Genomic DNA, 23,731 nt, shown 5'->3' on the forward strand with positions numbered 1-23,731 from the left:
AATAACGCGCGAACAATGCGCCTAGCCTCACCAAATCGCCGGTCCGGGGGGGGCGGCCCGGCGATGCGCGGCGGGCGTGCCGCCCTTGATTCCGCGCAGGCGCATGGCAGTGCGGGTTTAGGTGTCCGCGCGGCTTCCCTTCAGCCCGCCGTTTCAGGCGAAACGGCAAGTGCCGCCTTCATCAGCGCGCGCGTATACTCGGTTTTGGGGGCATCAAAAATCGCATCCGCCGTGCCTTGCTCCACCACATCGCCCTTTTGCATGACGATCACGCGATGCGCCATTGCGCGCACCACGCGCAGATCATGGCTGATGAAAATATAGGCCAGCCCGTGGCGCGCCTGCAAATCGCGCAGCAGGTTCACAATCTGCACTTGCACCGTGCGGTCAAGCGCGCTTGTCGGCTCGTCCAGTATCAGCAGTTTCGGGCGCAGAATCATCGCACGGGCAATGGCGATGCGCTGGCGCTGGCCGCCGGAAAATTCATGCGGGTAACGGTCGGACATGTCCGGGTCGAGCCCGACTTCGCGCATGATTTCAGCGACGGCAGCTTCGGGCTCGACGGTGATTTTATGCACCCCCAGCCCTTCGGCAATGATCGCGCCCACAGTCATGCGCGGCGAGAGCGAGCCGAACGGGTCTTGGAACACGATCTGAAAATCGCGGCGCAGCGGGCGCATGGTTTTGGCATTCATCCCCTGCAGGGCGTGCCCGTTGAAATTGATGGCGCCGGTCGAGCGGACCAGCCGCAGAAGCGCCAGCGCCACGGTCGACTTGCCCGAACCGCTTTCGCCGACAATCGCCAGCGTTTCACCGGCGCGCAGCGACAAATCCACATGGTTCACCGCTTTGATATGGTCGACCGTGCGCATCAAAAGCCCGCGCTTGACGGGGAACCAGATGCGCAGTGCATCGGTTTGCAACAACTCCGTGGCGGCCTTGGCCACGACGGGGGGCTGGCCCACGGCCCCGGCGGCCAGCAGCGCCCTTGTATAGGGGTGCTGCGGGTTGCGCATGATTTCGGCCTTTGGCCCATGCTCGACAACCTCGCCCGCCTGCATGACAACCACATAATCGGCCACCTGCTCGACAACGCCAAGATCATGGCTGATGAACAGCATCGCCATGCCGGATTCGCGCTGCAAATCGGCCAGAAGCTGCAAAATCTGCGCCTGAATCGTAACATCCAGCGCGGTTGTCGGCTCATCCGCGATCAGCAGCGCCGGGCGGTTGGCCAGGGCCATCGCGATCATCACGCGCTGGCGCTGCCCGCCGGAAAGCTGGTGCGGATAGGCGGCAAGCCGTGTTTCGGGCTTGTCAATGCCGACGCGTTCCAAAAGTTCCACCACCCGCGCGCGCGCCGCGGCGCCGCGCAGGCTTTGGTGCAGGTTCAGGGTTTCCAGAAGCTGCTTTTCAATCGTGTGCAGCGGGTTCAGGCTGGTCATCGGCTCCTGAAAGATCAGGCTGATATCCTTGCCGCGGATCTTGCGCAACGTGGCGGCGGATGCCCCCACCATCTGCTGCCCGCGAAACTTGATCGAGCCTGTCACCGCCGCGCTGTCGGGCAGCAGCCCGACCGAGGCCAGCGCCGAAACCGATTTGCCCGACCCGCTTTCGCCCACAATGGCCAGTGTCTGGCCCGCATCGAGCGTAAGCGCCACATCCTTCACGACATGGTTGCCGCCAAAGCGCACGTTCAGTCCCGAAATTTCCAGCAAGGGCGCGTTCATACGTAAATCTTCCGTGGGTCGAACGCGTCGCGCACGCCCTCGAAAATGAACACCAGCAGCGACAGCATCACGGTCATCGTCACAAAGGCGGCAATGCCCAGATGCGGCGACATGATATACCGCTTGGCCTGCTGTGCCAGCTCGCCCAGCGACGGGTAGCTGGCCGGCAGGCCGAAGCCCAGAAAGTCGAGCCCCGTGAGCGTGGCAATCGCGCCGACAATGATGAAGGGCAGCAGCGTGACCGTGGCCACCAGCGCGTTGGGCAGGATATGGCGGAACATCACGGTCCGGTCGCTGACCCCCAGCGCCTGTGCCGCGCGCACATATTCAAAATTGCGGGCGCGCAGAAATTCGGCGCGCACCACGCCCACAAGCGCCGTCCAGCCAAAGGCAATGATGATCAGCGTCAGCAGATAGAAGTTCATCCGGAAGATCGACCCCAGGATGATCAGCACATAAAGCGTGGGCATCGAGGTCCAGATTTCGATAAACCGCTGGAAGAACAGATCGACCCAGCCGCCGAAAAACCCCTGAACGGCCCCCGCTGCAATGCCCAGAACAGAGGTGACGATCGTCACCGTCAGCGCGAACAGCATGGAAATGCGAAAGCCGTAGATGATGCGCGCGCCAATGTCGCGGGTTTCATCATCGGTGCCAAGCCAATGGTTGACATCGGGCGCGCTCGGCGCGGTCAGCACATCGTAATTGACGGTGGTGAAATGGTAGGGGATGAGCGGCCAGAGCATCCAGCCTTTCTCAACCGCCTCACCCGCCACCACGCCATCGGCGGCATCTTTAAAAATGCCTTGCGGATCATCCAGACAGGCATCGAGCCCGCCGCTGCGGATCAGGCATTTCACCTCGGCCGAGGTATAATCGGCCTCCGAGCCGAATTCGCCGCCATATTGCTGTTCGGAATAGAAATTCAGCACCGGAACACGCCATTCGCCGCGATAGGAAACGAGCAATGGTTTGTCATTGGCCACAAACTCGGCAAAGAGCGACACAAACAGCAGCGCCGACATGATCCAGAGGCTGTAAAAAGCCCGCCGGTTGGCCGAAAAATTGCGCCAGCGGCGGCGTGCGATGGGCGAAAGCTTCATGTGCGGCGCGCCTCGAAATCGATGCGCGGGTCGACCCAGACGTATATCAGGTCGGAAATCAGCCCGATCAGCAGACCCAGCAGCGTGAAAAAGAACAATGTGCCGAACATGATCGGGTAATCGCGCTGCAAGGCCGCCTCAAAGCCCAGCCGCCCCAGCCCATCGAGGTTGAAAATCGTCTCGATGATGACAGAGCCGCCAAACAGCACGCCAATCAACATGCCCGGAAAGCTGGCAATGACAATCAGCATGGCGTTGCGAAACACATGGCCATACAGCACGCGCCGCTCGGTCAGGCCCTTGGCGCGCGCAGTCACCACATATTGCTTGCGAATTTCATCAAGGAAGCTGTTTTTTGTCAGCAGCGTAAGCGAGGCAAAGCCGCCGATTGTGCTGGCAACCACCGGCAGGGTGATATGCCAGAAATAGTCGCCGATCTTGCCAAGCAGCGTAAGCTCGTCCCAATTGTCCGAGGTGAGGCCCGAAAGCGGAAATATCCGCCAATACGACCCCCCCGCGAACAAGATCATCAGCATGACCGCAAACAGAAAGGTCGGAATTGCATAGGCTACAATGATGATTGTCGAGGAAACCGTATCAAAGCGCGACCCGTCGCGCACCGCTTTGGCAATGCCAAGCGGGATGGAAATGATCGTGGCCAGCAGGGTGGACCACAGGCCCAGCGATATGGATACCGGCATTTTATCGATGATCAGGTCCACAACGCGCACCGATTTGAAGTAGCTTTCGCCAAAATCGAACTGGATGTATTTCCACATCATTTCGCCAAAGCGGGTGAAGAACGGTTTGTCAAAGCCGTATTCCGCCCGCAGCTTGGCCAGAAATTCCGGGGGCAGGCCGCGCGCGCCAAGGTAGCTTTCATCGCCACTGGCTGCGGCCTCGTTCATGCCCGCATCGGCCCCTGTGCCGGCGATTTGCGCAAAGACATCGCCCTGGCCTTCAAGCCGCGCGATCATCTGCTCGATCGGGCCGCCGGGCACAAACTGGATCAGGCTGAAATTGATGATCATGATGCCCAGAAGCGTGGGGATGATCAGCAGCAGCCTGCGGACAATATAGGCGCCCATTGCTTAAAGCGCGCCGGCTGCCTGCAATGCGGCGGCCTTTTCAGCATCCCACCACCATGTGCCGGCCGGGTTGAGCGCGTAAGGCGAAAGCGCCTGGTCGGGCATACCGAACGTATCCCAGAAGGCGACGGTATGCACATCCTTATACCATTGCGGCACCCAGATATGCATGGCGCGCAAGGCCCGGTCCAGCGCGCGGGTGATCAGGTTCAACTCGTCGCGGGTTTTCGCATTGGGCAGCATTTCAACCAGCGCATCAATGGCCGGGTTGGCCAGGCCTGTCGTGTTGCGGGTTTCGCCGGTGGCATTGTCGGAATGGTAGGTCTGCGCCGTGCCCAGACCCGGTGTCAGGCTGTTGGCAAACGTGTCGATCACGATGTCAAAGTCGCGGTTGCGGCTGCGCTCCACGAATTGCGCCGTATCGACACGGCGCATTGTGGCCACCACACCCAGGCGTTCGAGATTCTCGATATAGGGGTTGATGATCCGGTCAAACAGCGGCGAATAGTTGAGGAATTCAGCCTCCAGCACCACACCATCGGCATTGCGCCGCTTGCCATCGCTGCCCACGGTCCAGCCCGCCTCGTCCAGCAGGCGGCCGGCGGCGCGCAGCACCGCGCGGTCGGCCTGGTTGTCGCTGGAAACAGGCGGCGAATAGGCCGGTTCGCTAAAGACTTCGGGCGGCAGATCGGCGGCCAGCGGTTCCAGAATCGCGCGTTCGTCATCGGGAATGTCGCCCTGGGCTTCCAGAACCGAGTTTTCCCAGAAGGAATCGACCCTTTTGTAAAGCCCGTAAAACAGCGTGCGGTTCGACCATTCAAAGTTGAAGGCCATGCCAATCGCCTGACGCACGCGCGGGTCGGCGAATTGCGGCCGGTAAAGGTTGAAGGCAAAGCCCTGCGCCTGGCCGATATCGCCATCGGGCAGTTCGGTTTTGATCACCCAGCCATTTGTAAGGGCCGGGAAATCATAGTCATTGGCCCAGGCGGCCGAGGAGTTTTCCGAACGGAACAGATATTCCCCCGCCTTGAAGCCCTCGAAGGCCGCTGTCGGGTCGGAATAATACTGGTAGCGGATCACATCAAAATTGTTCTGCCCGGCATTGATGGGCAGATCCGCCCCCCAATAATTCGGGTTACGGCGATACTGGATCCAGCGGCCCGTATCCATATCGTCAAACATATAGGCGCCGGTGCCGATATAGGGCTCCAGCGTGGTGTCGGTCAGCTCGCGGTCTTCAAACTGCGAGGCTTTCAGCACGGGCGTCGCAGCGGCTTGCTGAATCCAGTCGGTCGTTTCACTCGGCTCGGCAAAATAGAATTTCACGCGCCGGTCATCCAGCGCCTCGACATTCGGAATGCCGGCCTTTACCGCAGCGGCGAAATCCGGAATGCCCTGCGTGACAAACAGGTTATGCGAGAAGACCACATCGGCGGCGGTCACCGGCGTGCCATCGGAAAACCGGATCCCCTCGCGCAGCGTGAAAATCGCCCAAGAATGGTCGGCCGGGTATTCAACCGTTTCCGCCAGCAGGCCATATACCGTGTCCGGTTCATCCTGTGTGCCGGTCATCAGCCGTTCAATCATGATATTCGCGCCCGAGGCGGCAACACCGTTCACCGAATAGGGGTTGAGCGTGTCAAAAGATCCATAGGCCCAGGTTGAAAACGTGCCGCCCTTGGGGGCATCGGGGTTTACATAGTCGAAATTCTCAAAATCGGCCGGATAGCGGATGTCGCCAAATTTGGAAATTGCATGGGCGATGGTGGTGTCTTGCGCGCGGGCCGTGCCGAACAGCGCCAACATTGCCAGCAGCAGCGCCATCAGCGGCAGTGCAAGCCGGTGCATTGGTGCCGGTCGGGCAATGGCTTTGGCTTTGACAGGGTTTTGCGCATTCGGACCAGACATCGGCATACCTCCAGGCTGCGGGCGCTTACGGCCCTTTTGCCCCAATGCTAACGAGGCGGGCAGGGGCGGGCAATACGCGAATATGTGAAGCCCGCGTGATACGCGCAAATTCTGGCGCACAAAAAAGTGAGGCACAAAAAAACCGCCCCCGGGGGCGGCTTTTCAGCAGATCATGCGCACCTTTTACTGCAAGGTTGCAAGATAGGCGATCAGGTTGGCCCGGTCTTCCGGCTTGGGCAGCCCGCTAAAGCGCATCGCCGTGCCGGGAACCGCATCGGACGGGCGGGTCAGGAATGTGTTCAGATGTTCCGGCGTCCAGGGTTCGGTTACGGCCAGCATCGCATCGGAATAGTTGCTAAAGCCCGGTTCAGAGCCCGGCGCGCGCCCAACGATGCCAAACAAAGTGGGGCCAACGGCATTGTTCCCCGGGTCGACCTTGTGGCAGGTGGCGCATTTCGCAAAGACACGCTCACCCAGGGCCGCATCGGCGCTGGCATAAATTTCGGCAAAGGGCACTTCCACGACCGCGGCAACCGGCGCGCTGCTGTCGGGCACGGCAATGGAATAGGCCTGCTCTGCATGGTCTTCGCCCTCGGCACCCACAAAAATAATATCGCCGCCCCATTTGACCAACAGCAGAACCAGCAGCGATCCGCAGACCCCACCGACGATCTTGGTAACTCTCATTGTGTCCATGCTGGCAATTCCTTGTCTGTATGTGCGCTGTCCGGGGCACCACCCACTCAAAACTCTGGCTTCTTCTAGCCGCTTCACATAGATGTGCGCAAGACACTCTAAATGCGACTTATCGACCGCATAGCAGCCATAAAGCACCGGGGGCAAGCAATGAAAATCTCTTTTCAAGGCGAATTGGGGGCATATTCGCACCAGGCTTGCGTTGAATCCTACCCGAATGCCGAGGTGATTGCCTGCAATTCATTCGAGGGCGCCATTGCCGCCGTCAAGGAAGGCCGCGCCGATCTGGCCATGCTGCCGGTTGAAAATTCGACCTATGGGCGCGTCGCCGATATCCACCATTTGCTGCCCGAAAGCGGCTTGCACATTATTGGCGAGCATTTCGTGCGCGTGCATATCAACCTGCTTGGCGTGCCGGGGGCAAAACTGGCCGATGTGCGCCAGGCCCAAAGCCATGTGGTGCTGCTTGGTCAGGTGCGCAGCTTTCTGGCCGAACACGCCATCCGCCCGCTTATCGGCGCCGATACCGCCGGTTCGGCCAAGCATGTGGCCGATGCGAATGACCCGGCACTTGCCGCACTTGCCTCGCCGCTGGCCGGCGAGATTTACGGGCTTGTGCCGCTGGCCGAACATATCGAGGACCAGTCCAACAACACCACGCGCTTTCTGGTCACGGCACCCGAGCCGCAAAAAGCCTCGCCCGGCGATGACAATATGACAACGATCGTCTTTCAGGTGCGCAACATTCCGGCCGCCCTGTATAAGGCGATGGGCGGGTTTGCCACCAATGGTGTGAATATGGTGAAGCTTGAAAGCTACATGCTGAACGGCAGTTTCACCGCCACGCAGTTCTATGCCGATATCGAGGGCCACCCCGATGATGCGCCGGTTGCCCGCGCGCTGGAAGAGCTGCGCTATTTCACCAATTCACTTTCGATTCTCGGCACTTACAAGGCGCATTCATTGCGCAAGCTGGTGCAAATCTAGGCGCTTGGCTTGCGGCGCGCCTGTTTGCTGCCTATGTCATGTGGCGGTTCAACAGTCATAGGATTGCCAATGAGCAGCGCAACGTTCTGGAACAGGGCCGCCCCGCGCTATGCCGCCATGAAAATCTCTGACCCCGAGATCTATGCGCGCAAGCTGGCAGAAACGCAGGCGCTTCTGCGCCCCGACATGCATATGGTTGAATTTGGCTGCGGCACCGGCGGCACGGCCATTGCCCATGCCCCGCATGTGGCGCATGTGCAGGCGGTGGACCTGTCCCAGGCCATGCTTGACCTTGCCGCCGACAAGGTTGCGCAGGCGGGGGTGAAGAACGTCACGCTGGAATGCGCGGCCATCGAAACCGCCAATGTGGCCCCGGAAAGCGCCGATATCGTGCTGGCGATGAGCCTGTTGCACCTGTTGCCCGATCATAACGCGGCCCTGGCGCGCATTTTCACCATGCTCAGGCCCGGCGGCTATTTCGTGTCATCCACCGCCTGTATCAGCAAATGGAACCTGCCGATTCGCACGGCGATTCCGCTGATGCGCCTGTTCGGCAAAGCGCCGCTTGTGCGCTATTTCTCGCCCGAATCCCTGCTGAATGACATGCGGCGCGCCGGGTTTGAAGACCATAGCCACTGGCAGCCGGGGCGCGGCAAGGCGATGTTCGCGATCATGCGCAAACCAGCACGCTAGGGCGTGGCAAAGGCGGCCAGATAGTTGTCGATCATGATGGCCAGCACCGTGGGGCAGGGGCTGGCCCCCACATCCAGACGGCGGCGCAGCAATTGTTCGCCAATGAAGAAGTGCAGAATCGGCCGCGCTTCGGGGCCTGCATCCAGCGCGGCGCACAGGGTTGCCTCATCCTGCTGGCCAATGCCGCAGACAAGCGCGCCTTGTGGTGTTTTGAAGGTCAGCCAGACAAGAAATGTTGCCACTTCGCGCAGCAAGGGCAGGGTAAAACTGCCCTGAATGTCTATGCCGCACACCGTTTCGCCCTGCACAAGCAGATTGTCTGGCACAAAATCGCCATGCAAGCCGCCGCGCTGAAAGGCAAGGCCGCGCACATGCGCCATCTGGGCGCGCAGCGCGCCGTGCAAACGCGCGGCCTCGGCGGGCAGGGCGGCAAGATCATGCCCTTTTACCGCGCGGTCGATCCAGCCCATCGGATAGAAATGCGGGGCCGTATCCTGCCCTTCGCAAAAGGCCAGCAACCATTCTGCGGCCAAACCCAGCAGGCGGTTGCGCTCGGGCAGGGCGGGTTCCGCGGCGAAAAGCGCGCTCATCGGGGTGCCGCTTTGCCGTGCCATCACCACAAGCCCGTGTTCAGGCGCGGCCCAAAGCAGGCTTGGCACGGAAAATGCGGGGTCGGTCATGCGTTCAGCCGCCGCGCTCAATGCCTTGGCGGCATTTGCAGCGCGTGTGCTGGCACTTTCACCCGCATAGGATTTGATGATTGCCGCAGCGCCGTCAAACCGTGCAGCAAACACCGATTGCCCGCGCCGCGCGGTCAGCCCGCGTTCCAGCACAAGCCCGCCGGGCAGGGCGCCACTGGCCAAGAGCGCCGCAATGCGCGCCTGTTCAGACACCCAGTAGCGGCCCGGTGCAGGCAATGGGCAGGGGGGTGCGGCGAATCAATTCCAGCACCAAAGGCGGCACGGCCGGGTCATCGGGCAACCGAGTGCTTTCGATCATCACGCGGCCATCGTCGGTTCTGGACATTGTCCAGCAATCCGGCTCGGGGTCATTATCATAGACAAAGCACATTTGCGGCCCCGCCGCATACCAGCTTCCGCGCAGACAATTGCCATCGCGGTCTTGCCAGATCACCGTCTGATCTTCGAAATATTGCTCCGCACCGTAATGATACCCGTTTTCCGAATACCAATAGGTTTGTCCTTCGGCAGCGGCGCCAAATTCATCGGGCATGATCGCGGTTTGCGCCTGCACGGCCCCGGCACAAAACAGCGCGGCCATAAAAACAGCCCACCTCATCGGGCCACCGGCAGCAGGGGCTGCGTGGGGCTTTGCGGCAGGCTGCTCAACAGCTCGTCGCCGCATTGCACAACCGTGCGCCGCACATCGGCCACGAACTGAATTTCAATACCGTCGCTTTCATCCAGCCCGTTGATATAGACACCCTCCTGCAACCGATGATGGGTAAAGCAGCTTGGCGCCGCCCCTTCCCATTCAAAGCAGAAGGCGGGGCCATCCATATACCAAATGCCGTTCAGGCAAATGCCGTTATTCACGGCAATCACCACGCGGTTTGTGCCGGTCACATAAAACTCGCGCGCGAAAAATTCGTTGTCTATTGTGTAGGTTACAGTGCGGCCTTCAACCATTTCACGCCATTCGCTTTCGCTCAGCATCGGGGCGGATGTAACGCGGCTTTGCAGCGCGGCCAGGTCCGACCAGTCTTCGGCCCATGCACTGCCGGCCAGAAGTATCAGCGGCAAAACCAGCCTCATTGCGCCGGCTCGTAGCTGACCATGCCCAATGTGCAGCTTATGGGCGTTTCGCTGAATTGCGAGATCGGCTCGAATCCGCCAAGCGGCAGCCCATCCTCGAACAGTTGCGAAATGATCACCCCGTCATGTTCAACCCAGCCTGAACAGACCGAGCCACCATTATCCCAGTCAAAGCAGATCAGCTCGCCTTCGGGGCGCCAGATGCCGGTCTGGCATTCGTTTTCGGGGGCGCCGACATAGCGCAAGATCACCGCATTCGTGCCGGGCGGATAATATTCGACATAGACATCCTGAAACCCGTTGGAATAGGTCATCGCGCGGCCTTCCGTCATGGCGCCAAACGCCTCGGGGCCGATGGGAATGCCCTTGTCATAGCGATCGGCCCAAATCTCCTGGCTCTGGGCTTGCAGGCCAAGCGGCGCAAACAGGGCCAGCGCGGCCATCATCGGTTTTATCATCAAACTGCTTTCAAAAAGAATCATCTCACCCGGTCGAATCTAATACCTGACAGGATAAAAACAATGCGGGCGGTTTAGGCTTCAATTCGTCGCATTTTACCTTTGCGCCGCGATTGTGCCTGTTAAGGTGGCCGCGCAACCGGAAAGCAGCGGCGCAAGAGGGATTATGGCATTGGACGAACGTAAAGGCGTGTGGAAAAAGGCGCCAGGCAAGGGGCGGCACACCCCCAAGGGCCGCCAGCTCGATGATGCGGCGCATGAAAATATCCGCGCCCTGCTGGGCGAACGCCCGCGCCAGCGCGATATGCTGATCGAGTATCTGCACCTCGTTCAAGATGAATATGGGCATATTTCCGCCGCCCATCTGCGCGCCTTGGCCGAGGAAATGCGCCTTGCGCAGGCCGAGGTTTACGAAGTGGCCACGTTTTATGCGCATTTCGATGTGGTGAAAGAGGGGCAAACGCCGCCCCCCGCGCTGACCATCCGCGTATGCGATTCGCTGTCATGCGAACTTGCGGGCGCGCAGGCGCTAAAAGCCGCGCTGGAATCCGGGCTTGATGCCAGCGCCGTGCGCGTGCTGCGTGCGCCCTGCATGGGGCGCTGCGATACGGCGCCTGTGCTGGAAATCGGCCATAACCATATCGACCATGCCACGCCCGAAAAGGTGGCTGCGGCGATTGCGGCGGATGATACCCACGCCCATATTCCGCCCTATCAGCCCTTTGCCGATTATGCCGATCAGGGCGGCTATGCCGTGCTGCGCGATTTGCGCGCCAGCGGCAATGTCGATGAAATCCAGCAAACCCTGCTTGATGCCGGCTTACGCGGCCTTGGCGGTGCGGGCTTTCCTTCGGGCAGGAAATGGAGCTTTGTGCGCGGTGCCGCCGCCCCGCGCTATATGGCCGTAAATGGCGATGAGGGCGAGCCGGGCACCTTCAAGGATCGCTTTTACCTCGAACGCCAACCGCATGTTTTTCTTGAAGGAATGCTGATAGCCGCCTGGGCGGTCGACGCGGCGAAGGTCTTCATCTATATGCGCGATGAATACCCCGCCGTGCTGGAAATTCTGCGCCGCGAGATTGCCGCTTTGGAAGTGGCGGGCATTGTCAAACCCGGCTATATCGACCTTCGGCGCGGGGCTGGCGCCTATATCTGCGGCGAAGAATCCGCGATGATCGAAAGCATTGAAGGCAAGCGCGGACTGCCGCGCCACCGCCCGCCCTATGTGGCACAGGTCGGCATTTTCAACCGGCCCACACTGGTGCATAACGTCGAAACCCTGCACTGGGTGGCGCGGATCTGCCGTGAAGGTGCGCAGGTGCTGAACGCCACCGAAAAGAATGGCCGCAAGGGTTTGCGCAGCTATTCGGTTTCAGGCCGGGTGCAAAAGCCCGGTGTGCATCTTCTGCCCGCGGGCTCGACCATCACCGATATCATTGCGGCCGCGGGTGGAATGCTGGCGGGCCATCGCTTCAAGGCCTATCAGCCCGGCGGGCCATCTTCGGGCCTTTTGCCGGCAAGCATGGCCGACATCCCGCTCGATTTTGACACGCTGCAACCGCATGGCAGCTTCATCGGCTCGGCGGCGGTGGTTGTGCTGTCGGATCAGGACTCTGCCAAGGCCGCCGCGCTGAACATGCTGCGGTTTTTTGAAGATGAGAGCTGCGGGCAATGCACCCCCTGCCGCGTGGGTTGCGAAAAGGCCGTGAAGCTGATGCAGGCCGATACATGGGACCAGCCCTTGCTGGAAGAGCTTTGCACCGCAATGGCCGATGCCAGCATTTGCGGCCTTGGCCAGGCCGCGCCCAACCCCATTCGCCTGACCATGCAGCATTTCCCTGACGAGATTTAGCCCCGTATGGATGAAACCCTGCTGCTGATCGCCCCCGCCAGCCTTGGCATGGTGCTGGCGGCCGTTTATCTGCTTGCTTTTGCGGGCCAGCCGCCGGGCTTGGCGCGCAGCCTGACCAAAACCGGCAGCGTGGCGCTGCTGTCGCTGGGCGTGGCGCTGGCGGGGGCGCCCTGGCCGCTGGTGCTTGGCCTCGCCGCCTCGGCCCTTGGCGACTACGCGCTGTCGCGCCCCGGCCCGCGCGCCTTTCTGGCAGGCATGTTGGCCTTTGCGCTGGCGCATCTGGCCTATATCCTTGCCATTCTCGGCTATGCGTGGGGCTTTGGCGCGCTTTGGCAATATGGCGCGCTCGCCGCCCTCGTCCTGCTGCTCATCAGCATGTTGCGCCAACTCTGGCCACGCGCGGGCGCGCTGCGCCTTCCCGTTGCCGCCTATGCGCTGATAATCGGCGCGATGGGCGCCGTGGCGATTGGCGGCGCCGTCAGCCTGGCGGGCATGGTGGTGCTGCTGGGCGCGGCCCTGTTCATCATCTCCGATGCGGTTCTGGCGGCGGAAACCTTCCTGCTCACCCCCGAAGCGTCGCGCGCGGCGGGAATGCCGCGCATTGTCTGGGTGCTGTATTACTCGGCCCAATTGTTGCTGGCGGTGGGTTTGGGCAACCTCGTTTAGCCCGGCCCCCCTTCCATTGCGGCGCAATGCGTATTAGGTGGACTGAACGCTAGGAGCCTTTTGCGATGTCATTTTTCAACACGCTCAAAACCCGCCTGTTCAAATCCTCCTCCAGGCTTGACGAGGGGTTGGAGGCGATTATTGCCGACGCCCCCGCCGAAACCCTGCCCCAGGAGGCCGAAGCCGCAGCCCCCCTGCCCACGCCTATGGCGCAAAAACCCGGCTTTCTGGCCCGTGCCCTGGGGCGCGATGCATCGGCGCGCGTGCTGGATGATGCGATGCTCGAAAGCCTTGAGGAATTGCTCATCCAGTCCGATATGGGCGTTGAAACCGCGCTGAAGGTCGCCGCCGCCCTGGCCGAAGGGCGCTTTGGCAAAAAACTTGGCGCGGCCGAAATCAAATCGCTGCTCGCCGCCGAGGTTGCCAAAATCCTTGCGCCGGTGGCGCGCCCCATGCCGCTCTATGCCAAACGCCCGCAGGTGGTGCTGGTGGTCGGCGTCAATGGCTCTGGCAAGACCACGACCATCGGCAAGCTCGCCAGCCAGTTCAAGGCCGCCGGAAAATCGGTTGTCATCGCGGCGGGCGATACCTTCCGCGCCGCCGCCGTTGAGCAATTGCAGGTCTGGGGTGATCGCGCCGGCGTGCCGGTCATGACCGCCCCCGAAGGCTCCGACCCGGCCAGCCTTGCCTATGAGGCCTTCCAGCGCGCCCGAAATGACGGCGCCGATCTGTTGATGATCGACACGGCAGGGCGGTTGCAGAACCGCGCCGATCTTATGGAAGAGCTGGCCAAGATCTTGCGTGTGCTGCGCAAGATAGACCCCGACGCGCCGCATAACACCCTGCTGGTGCTGGATGCGACCACCGGGCAGAACGCGCTGAGCCAGGTAAAGGAATTCACCCGCATCGCCGATGTTTCCGGCCTTGTCATGACCAAGCTCGACGGCACCGCCAAGGGCGGCGTTCTTGTCGCGCTGGCCGATCAGGTTGGCCTGCCCATTCACGCCATCGGGGTTGGTGAAAGCATCGATGATCTTGCGCCGTTTGATGCCGCCGATTTCGCGCGCGCATTGACAGGGGCCGAGTCCTGATGTCGCCTTCATGAGCGCCGTGATGAGCGCCGTGATGAGCGCCCGCATATGACAGAGTGGCTTCTTTCCATCGAGGGCACCGAAACCGGCCGCCTTCTGGCGATGGGCCTTGCTTTGCTGGCGGCGTTTTCACATGCGGTGTTTGGCGCGCTGCAAAAGGGCCGGTTCGACCCGTGGCTCACCCGTGGCGCGATAGATGCGAATTACGCGCTTATGGCCGCACCTTTCGCGCTGTTCGTCGTGCCCTGGCCCGAGCCGCATATGTGGCCGATCTTTGCCGGCATGATGGTCATTCATATCGGCTACAAGCTCTTGCAGGCAATGGCCTACGAGCGCGGCGCCTATACCGTGGTTTACCCCGTTGTGCGCGGCACCGGCCCGCTGATCACCGTTATTGCGGCAGGCATCGTGTTTGGCGAGCATTTCAGCGCCTTGCAATGGCTGGGCGTGCTGGCGCTGTCGGGCGGCATTTTCGGGCTGGCGGCCTTCAACCTGACGCGCGTGAATATCGACCCGGCCCGGCTGCGCGCCGCCATTGCGCTGGCCTTTGCCACGGGCATTTTCGTGGCCATCTACACCACTTACGATGCCTACGGCATCCGCGCCACGGCCAATCCGTTCACCTTTCTGGCCTGGTTCTTTTTTCTCGACGGGCTGATCTTTCCGCTGCTAGCCCTGCGCCGCTTTCGTGCCATGAGCAACCGGCCGAATCTCGGCGCTTTGCTCAAACGGGGTTTCATTGGCGGGCTGATCGCCTATATCTCATTCGGCTCGGTCATGATGGCAACACGGCTTGACAAGGTGGGCGAGGCGGCAGTCTTGCGCGAAACATCCACCGTCATTGCCGCGCTGATCGGCTGGCTGGTATTGAAAGAAACCGTGGGCTGGACGCGCGGATTACTCATGGCAGGCATCGCGCTGGGCGCGATCATTGTGGAATTTGGAGGCTGAAGATGGAGCGTAAACCGCAAGACCCGAAACAACTGGGCGGGTGGCGCAAAATGGCGGTCGAACTCGGCCCGGTGCTGGTGTTCTTCCTTGCCTACCGCTTTGCCCCAACCGAAGCGGGCCTTGGCGACGAGGCCCGCCAGCTTGCGCAAATCATCTTTGCCACGGCGGTGTTTGTGCCGGTCACGCTGGCCAGCCTTGTCTATAGCTGGGTCGTGGCGCGCCATCTGCCCAAAATGGCGGTCATCACGGCGGTCATCGTGGTCATTTTCGGCGGGCTCACGCTGTGGCTGCAAGATGCGACCTTCATCAAGATGAAGCCAACCATCCTCTATCTGGCCTTTGGTGGAATCCTTGGCTTTGGCCTGCTGCGCGGCCAAAGCTATCTGGAATATCTGATGGGCGACAATCTGCCGCTTCAGCCCGAGGGCTGGATGATCTTCACCAAACGCTTCGCGCTGTTCTTTCTGGCGCTGGCCGTGGCGAACGAGGTGATCTGGCGCAGCTTTGACACCGATATCTGGGTCAATTTCAAAACCTTCGGCCTGCCGCTGGCCAGCTTTGTGTTCATCATGACCCAGATGAGCCTGTTCACCAAATATGCCGTGGAAGAGGGCGACAAGCCGACCGAATAGCTATTCGGCGGCTTCAATCGCCGGCATGATGATGCGGTTCACGATATCGCGTGTCAGCGGGCCGGCATGGCGGGCGACAACGCGGCCCTGGCTGTCGATCACAAAGGTTTCCGGCACGCCGTAAATGCCCCAGTCTATCCCCGTGCGCCCCGATGAATCGGCCCCGACAGCCTCATAGGGGTTGCCAAGCTCTGCCAGAAAGGCAAGCCCCTGTTCGGGCTGGTCTTTGTAGTTGATCCCGTAAACGGGAATGCCCGCTGCGGCGAGTTCCACCAGCCTTGGATGTTCCACCCGGCACGGCCCGCACCAGCTTGCCCAGAAATTCACCAGCTTGACGCCCGGCGCTGTAAGGGCTTGCCGGGTCAGCATGGTGTTTGCGCCAAGCTGCTCCAGCGTCATTTCCGGCACCGCCTGGCCAATATAGGCGCTTGGCAACTGGCTGGGGTCGTCGCGGTTCAGCCCGAAAAAGAACAGGGCGCCAAGGGCTGCGAAAGCCAGCGGCGGAATCAGGACAAGTGGTGAAATCTTAGCCATTCAAGCAGCCTCCCGCCGTGTTTCAGCGGCCACAAGCGCGCGGCGGATGCGCGCATTGCGGCGTGTATAGGCCAGCACCAGCACGGCCAGAATCAACAGGGCGGCCGCATATGAGAACAGCACCGTATCGGCGTATTTTCCCAGATCTGGAAACATCAGCGAGCCCCCTGCATTTCAAGTGCGCGCAACCGGCGGGCACGAATTTCGCTGCGCGTGCCGATCAGCAGCAGCCAGATGAACAGCGCGAAAAACCCCACGATGGTCAGCACCAGCGGGAACCAATACACGTTTGCGACATTTTGCGCGCGATCCATCGACAGGCTCGCGCCCTGGTGCAGCCCCTGCGACCAGAAATTCACCGCATAGCGGCTCAGAACCGCAAAGACCGTGCCGACAAGCGCCAGAATCGAGGTCAGGTCCGCCGCCTTGTCCGGCTCGTCAATCGCCGCCCAAAGCGCGATATAGCCAAGGTAAAAGACGAACATGATCAGAAACGAGGTCAGCCGCGGGTCCCATACCCACCAGGTGCCCCACATCGGCTGGCCCCACAGCGCGCCGGTGATCAGCGCAATCAGCGTCATCGCCGCACCAATCGGTGCCGCAGATTTCGCGGCAAGCGCCGATACATGGTGCCGGCGGATCAGCCAGATCAGCGAGGTGACGAACATCATGAAGTAGATATTCACCGCCAGAAACGCGCTGGGCACATGGAGATAGATGATCTTGACGGTCGAGCCGAACAGATCGGCATCCGGTGTCAGGAAAAAGCCCCAGAGCAGCCCGCCGCCAAGTGCAACCAGCGTGAGGCCGCCAAACCACGGCAAAAGCCGCGCCGAAAGGCGCATGAATCGGGCCGGATTTGCGAATTCCCAGAATGACATGCGCCATAGGTAACGCGCCGGGCAGGGCGGTGCAATTGCCATAAGGTCACAGGTTGGTCAGCCAGCTAGCGAAGCTGGCTGCGCAGTGCGGCGGCGGCGGCAAAAGGGGCAAGCGCCAGCGTGGCAAGGCTTATCCCCGCCAATATCAGAAAGGCGGGCAGGGCGGGCTGGCCGCTGGCGGCATTGGCCGCGCAGCGCGCCCCGAATATCAGCGTTGGAATGTAAAGCGGCAGCACCAGAAGCGACAGCAACAGCCCGCCGCGCCGCAGCCCCACGGTCAGGCTGGCGGCAAAGGCCCCAAGGGCGGAAAGCGCCGGTGTGCCCGCCAGCAGGCTTGCCACCAGCCAGCCATAGCCCCCGCTCGGCAGGTTCAGCGTAACCGCCAGCACGGGTGCGGCCACAACCAGCGGCAGGCCCGTCGTCAGCCAATGCGCCAGCGCCTTGACCAGCACCGCCGCCTCCAGCGGCAGGGGCGAAAGCGCAATGATATCAAGGCTGCCATCTTCCGCATCGGCCTGAAACAGCCGGTCGAGGCTCAGCAAACAGGCCAGCAGCGCCGCCACCCACAAAACCCCCGGCGCAACCCGCGCCAGCAGCGCCGTATCCGGCCCAATGCCAAAGGGCACGAGCATCACCACGATCAGGAAGAACGCCAGCCCCAGCCCCGCGCCGCCGCCGCTGCGCAAGGCCAGCCGCAAATCGCGCAGCAACAGCGCCCTCATGCGAAAGCCCCGTCCAGGAACGGGTCGGCCATTCTGGCCGTGGGCGCGCTCAGCACCAGCGTTTCGGCAGTGTTCAGCGCCAGCGGCATATGCGTGGCAATGATCGCCAAGCCGCCGCTTGCACAATGCGCGTTGATCTGGCGGCAGAGCAGGGCCGTGGCACCGCTGTCCAGCGCCACGCTCGGCTCGTCCAGCAGCCACAGCTTGCGCTTGGCCAAGACCAGCCGCGCAAGCCCGATCCGCCGTTTTTGCCCGGCCGAACAATCGCCAGCCAACCGCCCTGCCAGTGGTGCCAGATCAAAGGCGTCAAGCGTGGCATCAGCATCGCCGCCAAACACCCCCGCCCAAAAGCGCAGGTTCTCGGCAACGCTCAATTGCGGCTTTATGGCATCCAGATGCCCGGCATAGACAACCTGCTCAGCCCAGACACTATCGCCAAGTGCGATCGTGCCCAAATGCACATCGCCTTTGCAGGGCACCAGCCCCGCCAGCGCGCGCAGCAGGGTTGATTTTCCAACCCCGTTCGGCCCGCGCAGCAACAAGGCCTGCCCGGAGCCAAGAGAAAAGCCAAGCCCCGCCAGAACCGCGCGCCCCCCCCTGTTGCAGGATAAATCTCTGACATTCAGCATCATGGCCTCGGCTTAGCGGATTTGCGCATTCGGGGGAAGGGTGCGCGCTTGACGCCGCGCGCAATACAATGTATACAATTGCACACAAAGAACTGCCGCCACCCTTGATCCAGACCAAAAACTAGGGCAAGAGGCAGGCACCCGCCAATTCCCCACCCGCCGAGGAGGCCAATATGACCGTCACCGTTGGAACTGATAGCGCCAAGACCCGCCGCAGCCTGGCCGCCGGTAGCGCCAATATCGCCTATTACTCCATTCCCGCCGCACAAGAGGCCGGGCTTGGCGATTTTTCGCGCCTGCCCGCCGCGCTGAAAGTGGTGCTGGAAAACATGCTGCGCTTTGAAGATGGCAAGACTGTCACGCAGGATGACATCCGCGCCTTTGCCGCATGGGCGCAAAACGGCGGCAAGAACCCGCGCGAAATCGCCTATCGCCCCGCCCGTGTGCTGATGCAGGATTTCACCGGCGTGCCCGCCGTGGTCGACCTTGCCGCCATGCGCGACGGCATTATCGGCCTTGGCGGCGATGCTGAAAAAATCAACCCGCTCAACCCGGTTGACCTTGTGATCGACCATTCGGTGATGATCGATGAATTCGGCAATCCGCGCGCCTTCCAGATGAACGTCGACCGTGAATACGAGCGGAATATGGAGCGTTACCAGTTCCTGAAATGGGGCCAGAGCGCGTTCAACAACTTCCGCGTCGTGCCGCCGGGCACCGGCATTTGCCATCAGGTCAACCTTGAATATCTGGCGCAGACCGTCTGGACCGACAAGGACCAGCACGGCACCGAAATCGCCTATCCCGACACGCTTGTCGGCACCGACAGCCATACAACAATGGTCAACGGCCTTGCCGTTCTGGGTTGGGGCGTGGGCGGTATCGAGGCCGAGGCCGCCATGCTTGGCCAGCCGGTGTCCATGCTCATCCCCGAAGTCGTGGGCTTCAAGCTTACCGGCGAAATGGTCGAAGGCACCACGGCAACCGACCTCGTCTTGAAGGTGGTTGAACTGCTGCGCAAACATGGCGTGGTCAGCAAATTTGTCGAATTCTATGGCGACGGGCTCGACCGTTTGCCGCTGGCCGACCGTGCGACCATTGCCAATATGGCCCCCGAATACGGCGCCACATGCGGCTTTTTCCCGATTGATACCGAGACGCTGCGCTATCTGCGCAACACGGGCCGTGATGAAGACCGGATCGCGCTGGTCGAAGCCTATGCCAAGGCCAACGGCATGTGGCGCGATGCCAATTACAACCCGATTTACACCTCGACGCTGGAACTGGATATGGGCACGGTTGTGCCCGCCATTTCCGGCCCGAAACGCCCGCAGGATTTTGTGGCGCTCGATGCGGCTGCGGCCACCTTTGGTGACTATGTCACCGGCCAGCGCAGCGCCAAGCCGGCCAATGAAAAGCAGAAAGTGCGTTGGGAAGGCGAGGGCGGCCAGCCCGAACCTTGCGATATTCCCGGCGACAAGGGCGACCACAAGCGCGGCTATGTGCAAACCGCAGACGGCAATTACCAGCTGCACGACGGTTCTATCGTCATTGCCTCCATCACCTCCTGCACCAACACCTCCAACCCCTATGTGATGATCGGGGCCGGACTTGTGGCGCGCAAGGCCCGCGAAAAAGGGCTGAACCGCAAGCCCTGGGTGAAAACCTCGCTGGCGCCGGGCAGCCAGGTGGTTTCGGAATATCTGGAAGCCGCCGGCCTTCAGGAAGATCTGGATGCCATCGGCTTCAACCTTGTCGGCTATGGCTGCACCACCTGCATCGGCAATTCCGGCCCGCTCGACCCGGCCATCTCCAAGGCGGTCAATGATTATGACCTGATCGCCGCCTCGGTCCTGTCGGGCAACCGCAACTTTGAAGGGCGGATCAGCCCGGATGTGCGCGCCAACTATCTGGCCTCGCCGCCGCTTGTGGTTGCCTATGCGCTGGTGGGTGACATGAATGTCGACATCACCACCGCCAGCCTTGGCAATGACCAGGATGGCAACCCGGTCTATTTGAAAGACCTGTGGCCGTCGAATGCCGAGATTGCGGAACTGGTTGAAAAAACCGTGACCCGCGCGGCCTTCCAGTCAAAATATGCCAATGTTTTCAAGGGCGATGACAAGTGGCAAAGCGTTGAGACAACCGACAGTCTAACCTATGACTGGCCGGCAACGTCGACCTATGTGCAAAACCCGCCCTACTTCCAGAACATGTCCAAGGAGCCGGGCGTGATCACCGACATCCTGGGCGCCAAGCCCTTGGCAATATTGGGCGATATGGTCACGACCGACCATATTTCGCCCGCGGGCTCCTTCAAGGATAGCTCGCCCGCAGGCCGCTACCTTGTCGACCGTCAGGTGCCGGTGCGCGAGTTCAACTCTTATGGCTCGCGCCGTGGCAACCACGAGGTGATGATGCGCGGCACTTTCGCCAATATTCGTATTAAAAACGAGATGTTAGACGGTGTCGAGGGCGGCTATACCAAGGGCCCCGATGGCGAACAGGCCTCGATTTTCGACGCGGCGATGGCGCATATCGAGGCGGGGACTCCGCTGGTTGTGTTCGGCGGAATCGAGTATGGCGCGGGCTCGTCGCGCGACTGGGCGGCCAAGGGCACCAGCCTTTTGGGCGTCAAGGCGGTGATTGCCGAAAGCTTCGAGCGTATCCACCGCTCCAACCTTGTGGGCATGGGGGTCATTCCATTCGAATTCATGAATGGCGACAGCCGCAAATCGCTGGGGCTGAAAGGCGATGAAACCGTTGATATTACAGGCCTTTCCGGCGATCTGAAGCCGCTGGCCGAAGTGCCCTGCACCATCAGGCGCGCCGATGGCTCGACGGTGGATATCACGCTCAAATGCCGGATCGATACCGAGATCGAAATCGACTATGTGAAACATGGCGGCGTGCTGCATTACGTGCTGCGCGACCTTGCCAAGAGCTAGGCAAAGGTTAACGCGGGGGGTAAATCTCCCGCGTTAAAGTTACAATATAACCGCAAAACCGTGCAGAAATGCACGGTTTTGTGCATTTCAGGGGCAAACAAGCCTGCTTAAATTGGGGCGTTAAGGAATTTGATGCGCCATCGGATGGGGCCGGATTGCGCTGGCTATTGGCCCGGTGCCCGAGCCGCAGCGGCCCAGGATTTGGCGCGCCAGATGACCGCACCGACAATCACGCCCCAGAAGGCGCCGCTGATGTCGAATAGGGTCATGCCGCTTGCGGCGATCAGGAAGGTCAGCGCGGGGGCTTCGAGCTGGGCCGTGTCCCTGAAGGCGGCCGAGATCGCGCCGACAAGCGCAGGCACAAGCGCAAGCCCCGCCACGGCGGTTATCAGCGCGATGGGGGCAATGCTGGCAAGGGTTGTAACAAAACCGGCGGCAAAGCCGAGCAGGACATAGGCGATGCCGGATGTCATTGCCGCCCAGTAGCGGGTTGCACGATTCTGCCCCGCATCTTCGCCCGCCATCATTGCCGCTGTGATTGCCGACATGTTCACGGGGATGGCGCCAAACGGTGCAATCGCAAGGCTGACAATGCCGGTCACACGCAGCATTGGTGGCCGGTTCACGCTGTAGCCGTTCAATTCCAGCACCGAAAAGCCGGGAATGTTCTGCCCCGCCATCGTGACCAGATAAAGCGGCAAGGCGATGGAAAAGAAGGATTGCAGCGTGAAGATCGGCGCCACGGGGGCAAGGGCCGGAAGCCATTGCGTGGGGGCGGATGGGCCAAGGCCCGAAGGCAGTTCGACGATGAAAACCAGCACAAGCAAAAAGGCGATGACAGCAAACGGCATGGCCGCCAGCCGGTGCCATGTCAGGCCAAGCAGCCATGCGCCCAGCACCGGCAGCACCAGAAGCGGAATTTCACCCAAGGCCAGTGCCGGGGCAAGGCAGAGTTTGAACAGCACACCTGCAAGCAGGGCATTGGCGATCGGCTTTGGAATCGCGGCGACGCTGCGGCCGATTGCCGGGATCAGCCCTGTCAGCACGATCAGGCCCGCGCTGTAAATCAGCGCGCCGGCCGCCTCGGCAAAGCCGCCCGGCAAAACGGCGGTGGCGGCCAGAAAGGCAGCCCCCGGCGTTGACCATGCCACCGCCGCCGGAATGCGCGTGATGGCCGGTAGCCAGATGCTGCAAACCCCCATGCCGATGGTTGCGAAAAACAGCCCCGTTGCCGCCTGAGACTCGGTGGCACCCATAGCTGTAAGTCCGGCAAGGACAATGGCGAAAGATGCGGAATAGCCGACAAAAGCGGCGAGCAGCCCGATATAGACTGCCGGAAAGGAGATGTCGCGGAACATGGGCCTGCATGGTATGTGTTGCGCCTGCGAGCATAACGCAACAGTTGCGCCAACCGCCATAGCGGAAATGGTGCGGATGGTGCAAATGCCGCCCCGGCGCGCGGCAATGCCCCTCCCTTCACGCCCGCTCGCAAAGGGTTGACTGGTATGCCGCCACAAACTGTCTTATGACTCGGGTAATCAAATCGGATGTGACGATGCGCCTTACCCTGATCCTTTCGGCCCTATTGGCCAGCCTGAATGCCATGCAGCTCCATGCCCAGACCGCAGCCGAAAACCCGGTGGTGGTAGAGCTTTTTACCAGCCAGGGCTGCTCATCCTGCCCGCCCGCCGATGCGCTGTTGCAGCAATTGGCCGAGCAGCGCGGGGTGATCGCGCTGGCGCTGCATGTCGATTATTGGGATTATCTGGGTTGGCGCGACGAATTTGCCCGCGCCGCCTTTTCGCACCGCCAAAGCCAATATGCGCAAACCTGGCGGCAGCGCACGGTGTATACGCCGCAAATTGTAATTCAGGGCGGCAATTACATGGCCGGCAACCGGCCGGACCGGGTGATGCGCGAAATTTCCGAGGCGCAGCGGCGCGCGCCAATGGCCATGATCGAGGCCACACGCCAGGGCGCGCGCGCCTCGGTGCTGATCACGCCGCTTGAAGGTGCGCGCCCGGCGGCGGTGTTTCTGGTGCGCTACACGCCGGAAATTACGGTTGATATTGAAAGCGGCGACAATGCCGGGCGCAAGGTGACCTATGTGAACATCGTGCGCGACTGGAACCTTGCCGCCGAATGGGATGGACGCGGCCCGCTGACCCTGAGCCTTGATGCGCTTGGCAACGAGAACTGGGTTGTGATCGTGCAGGCCGATGGCACGGGGCCGATACTTGCGGCGGCGGTGCTGGACTAGGCGGTGCGGGGCCAGGTGGTGCGGGGCCAGGTGGTGCGGGGCCAGGTGGCGGCTTGACCTTGCCGCGCGCTGCGCCCAGACTTGGGCAATGGCCCCGAATATGGGGCGAAAACCAGCATCAGGACAG

At 61.4% G+C, this 23,731-nt stretch carries 24 protein-coding genes; 9 read left to right on the forward strand and 15 right to left on the reverse strand.

Translation table 11 applies throughout. From position 1 onward, the window contains the following. Window positions 1-140 precede the first annotated feature (140 nt). From LGT41_RS09590 to LGT41_RS09610, 5 genes are all read right to left on the reverse strand, one after another. Window positions 141-1,730, reverse strand: coding sequence for an ABC transporter ATP-binding protein (locus LGT41_RS09590; protein WP_274126656.1), 1,590 nt, complete (start codon window positions 1,728-1,730; stop codon window positions 141-143). Continuing rightward, window positions 1,727-2,833: an ABC transporter permease gene (locus LGT41_RS09595; RefSeq protein ID WP_274126657.1), complete on the reverse strand. Its 1,107-nt coding sequence runs from the start codon at window positions 2,831-2,833 to the stop codon at window positions 1,727-1,729. The genes LGT41_RS09590 and LGT41_RS09595 overlap by 4 nt, the downstream gene beginning before the upstream one ends. Further along, entirely contained in the window at window positions 2,830-3,921 is a 1,092-nt protein-coding gene (locus tag LGT41_RS09600) for a microcin C ABC transporter permease YejB (protein WP_274126658.1), read from the reverse strand. The genes LGT41_RS09595 and LGT41_RS09600 overlap by 4 nt, the downstream gene beginning before the upstream one ends. 3 nt (window positions 3,922-3,924) lie before the next feature. Continuing rightward, window positions 3,925-5,829 carry an extracellular solute-binding protein gene (locus LGT41_RS09605; RefSeq protein WP_274126659.1) on the reverse strand — a complete coding sequence of 635 codons (1,905 nt, stop codon included), beginning with the start codon at window positions 5,827-5,829 and terminating at the stop codon, window positions 3,925-3,927. Window positions 5,830-6,012: 183 nt separating this feature from the next. After that, window positions 6,013-6,525, reverse strand: coding sequence for a c-type cytochrome (locus LGT41_RS09610; protein ID WP_274126660.1), 513 nt, complete (start codon window positions 6,523-6,525; stop codon window positions 6,013-6,015). A gap of 150 nt (window positions 6,526-6,675) precedes the next feature. On the opposite strand from LGT41_RS09610, the gene LGT41_RS09615 reads away from it, so the two are divergent. Together LGT41_RS09615 and LGT41_RS09620 are read left to right on the forward strand one after the other, a co-directional pair. After that, on the forward strand, window positions 6,676-7,512 hold the full coding sequence (locus LGT41_RS09615) for a prephenate dehydratase (protein ID WP_274126661.1): 837 nt from the start codon (window positions 6,676-6,678) through the stop codon (window positions 7,510-7,512). A gap of 69 nt (window positions 7,513-7,581) precedes the next feature. Further along, window positions 7,582-8,205 carry a class I SAM-dependent methyltransferase gene (locus tag LGT41_RS09620; protein WP_274126662.1) on the forward strand — a complete coding sequence of 208 codons (624 nt, stop codon included), beginning with the start codon at window positions 7,582-7,584 and terminating at the stop codon, window positions 8,203-8,205. Here the strand turns inward: LGT41_RS09620 and LGT41_RS09625 are convergent. Genes LGT41_RS09625 through LGT41_RS09640 form a run of 4 tightly spaced genes read right to left on the reverse strand, consistent with a single transcriptional unit; the run spans window position 8,202 to window position 10,438 of the window. Next, window positions 8,202-9,098, reverse strand: a complete 897-nt coding sequence (locus tag LGT41_RS09625; RefSeq protein ID WP_274126663.1) for a phosphotransferase — start codon at window positions 9,096-9,098, stop codon at window positions 8,202-8,204. The genes LGT41_RS09620 and LGT41_RS09625 overlap by 4 nt on opposite strands. Further along, window positions 9,091-9,486, reverse strand: a complete 396-nt coding sequence (locus tag LGT41_RS09630) for a hypothetical protein (RefSeq protein ID WP_274126664.1) — start codon at window positions 9,484-9,486, stop codon at window positions 9,091-9,093. The genes LGT41_RS09625 and LGT41_RS09630 overlap by 8 nt, the downstream gene beginning before the upstream one ends. Before the next feature lie 14 nt (window positions 9,487-9,500). Then, window positions 9,501-9,980, reverse strand: a complete 480-nt coding sequence (locus LGT41_RS09635; protein ID WP_274126665.1) for a hypothetical protein — start codon at window positions 9,978-9,980, stop codon at window positions 9,501-9,503. Then, window positions 9,977-10,438, reverse strand: a complete 462-nt coding sequence (locus tag LGT41_RS09640) for a hypothetical protein (protein ID WP_274126666.1) — start codon at window positions 10,436-10,438, stop codon at window positions 9,977-9,979. The genes LGT41_RS09635 and LGT41_RS09640 overlap by 4 nt, the downstream gene beginning before the upstream one ends. Window positions 10,439-10,604: 166 nt before the next feature. On the opposite strand from LGT41_RS09640, the gene LGT41_RS09645 reads away from it, so the two are divergent. The 5 genes from LGT41_RS09645 to LGT41_RS09665 all read left to right on the forward strand — a co-directional run bounded on the left by LGT41_RS09645 (window position 10,605) and on the right by LGT41_RS09665 (window position 15,630). Then, window positions 10,605-12,290: an NAD(P)H-dependent oxidoreductase subunit E gene (locus LGT41_RS09645; protein WP_274126667.1), complete on the forward strand. Its 1,686-nt coding sequence runs from the start codon at window positions 10,605-10,607 to the stop codon at window positions 12,288-12,290. Between the two features lie 6 nt (window positions 12,291-12,296). After that, window positions 12,297-12,956, forward strand: a complete 660-nt coding sequence (locus tag LGT41_RS09650; protein ID WP_274126668.1) for a lysoplasmalogenase — start codon at window positions 12,297-12,299, stop codon at window positions 12,954-12,956. 65 nt (window positions 12,957-13,021) lie between these two features. Continuing rightward, a complete protein-coding gene (ftsY, locus tag LGT41_RS09655; RefSeq protein WP_274126669.1) occupies window positions 13,022-14,047 on the forward strand; it encodes a signal recognition particle-docking protein FtsY in 1,026 nt (341 codons plus the stop codon). 48 nt (window positions 14,048-14,095) lie between these two features. Then, complete coding sequence (locus tag LGT41_RS09660) at window positions 14,096-14,998, forward strand: EamA family transporter (protein WP_274126670.1); 903 nt, start codon at window positions 14,096-14,098, stop codon at window positions 14,996-14,998. 2 nt (window positions 14,999-15,000) lie between these two features. Next, the gene (locus tag LGT41_RS09665) at window positions 15,001-15,630 is read left to right on the forward strand and encodes a septation protein A (protein ID WP_274126671.1); all 630 of its coding nucleotides are present in this window, start codon (window positions 15,001-15,003) and stop codon (window positions 15,628-15,630) included. Here LGT41_RS09665 and LGT41_RS09670 read toward each other — a convergent pair whose 3' ends face one another. The 5 genes from LGT41_RS09670 to ccmA all read right to left on the reverse strand — a co-directional run bounded on the left by LGT41_RS09670 (window position 15,631) and on the right by ccmA (window position 18,399). Continuing rightward, window positions 15,631-16,164: a DsbE family thiol:disulfide interchange protein gene (locus LGT41_RS09670; RefSeq protein ID WP_274126672.1), complete on the reverse strand. Its 534-nt coding sequence runs from the start codon at window positions 16,162-16,164 to the stop codon at window positions 15,631-15,633. Then, window positions 16,165-16,320, reverse strand: a complete 156-nt coding sequence (gene ccmD, locus LGT41_RS09675; protein ID WP_274126673.1) for a heme exporter protein CcmD — start codon at window positions 16,318-16,320, stop codon at window positions 16,165-16,167. After that, window positions 16,320-17,045, reverse strand: coding sequence for a heme ABC transporter permease (locus LGT41_RS09680; RefSeq protein WP_274129705.1), 726 nt, complete (start codon window positions 17,043-17,045; stop codon window positions 16,320-16,322). The genes ccmD and LGT41_RS09680 overlap by 1 nt, the downstream gene beginning before the upstream one ends. A gap of 65 nt (window positions 17,046-17,110) precedes the next feature. Further along, window positions 17,111-17,767 (reverse strand): heme exporter protein CcmB, encoded by a 657-nt coding sequence (gene ccmB / locus LGT41_RS09685; RefSeq protein WP_274126674.1) that lies wholly within the window; start codon window positions 17,765-17,767, stop codon window positions 17,111-17,113. Beyond that, window positions 17,764-18,399: a heme ABC exporter ATP-binding protein CcmA gene (gene ccmA / locus LGT41_RS09690; RefSeq protein WP_274126675.1), complete on the reverse strand. Its 636-nt coding sequence runs from the start codon at window positions 18,397-18,399 to the stop codon at window positions 17,764-17,766. The genes ccmB and ccmA overlap by 4 nt, the downstream gene beginning before the upstream one ends. A gap of 170 nt (window positions 18,400-18,569) precedes the next feature. On the opposite strand from ccmA, the gene acnA reads away from it, so the two are divergent. After that, entirely contained in the window at window positions 18,570-21,344 is a 2,775-nt protein-coding gene (gene acnA / locus LGT41_RS09695; protein ID WP_274126676.1) for an aconitate hydratase AcnA, read from the forward strand. Window positions 21,345-21,508: 164 nt separating this feature from the next. On the opposite strand, the gene LGT41_RS09700 is transcribed toward acnA, so the two are convergent. Further along, window positions 21,509-22,702, reverse strand: coding sequence for a benzoate/H(+) symporter BenE family transporter (locus LGT41_RS09700; protein ID WP_274126677.1), 1,194 nt, complete (start codon window positions 22,700-22,702; stop codon window positions 21,509-21,511). A 197-nt stretch (window positions 22,703-22,899) separates the two neighbouring features. On the opposite strand from LGT41_RS09700, the gene LGT41_RS09705 reads away from it, so the two are divergent. Then, a complete protein-coding gene (locus LGT41_RS09705; protein ID WP_274126678.1) occupies window positions 22,900-23,604 on the forward strand; it encodes a DUF1223 domain-containing protein in 705 nt (234 codons plus the stop codon). The last annotated feature ends 127 nt before the right edge of the window (window positions 23,605-23,731 follow it).

Source organism: Abyssibius alkaniclasticus, assembly GCF_020447305.1.
GTDB lineage: Bacteria > Pseudomonadota > Alphaproteobacteria > Rhodobacterales > Rhodobacteraceae > Abyssibius > Abyssibius alkaniclasticus.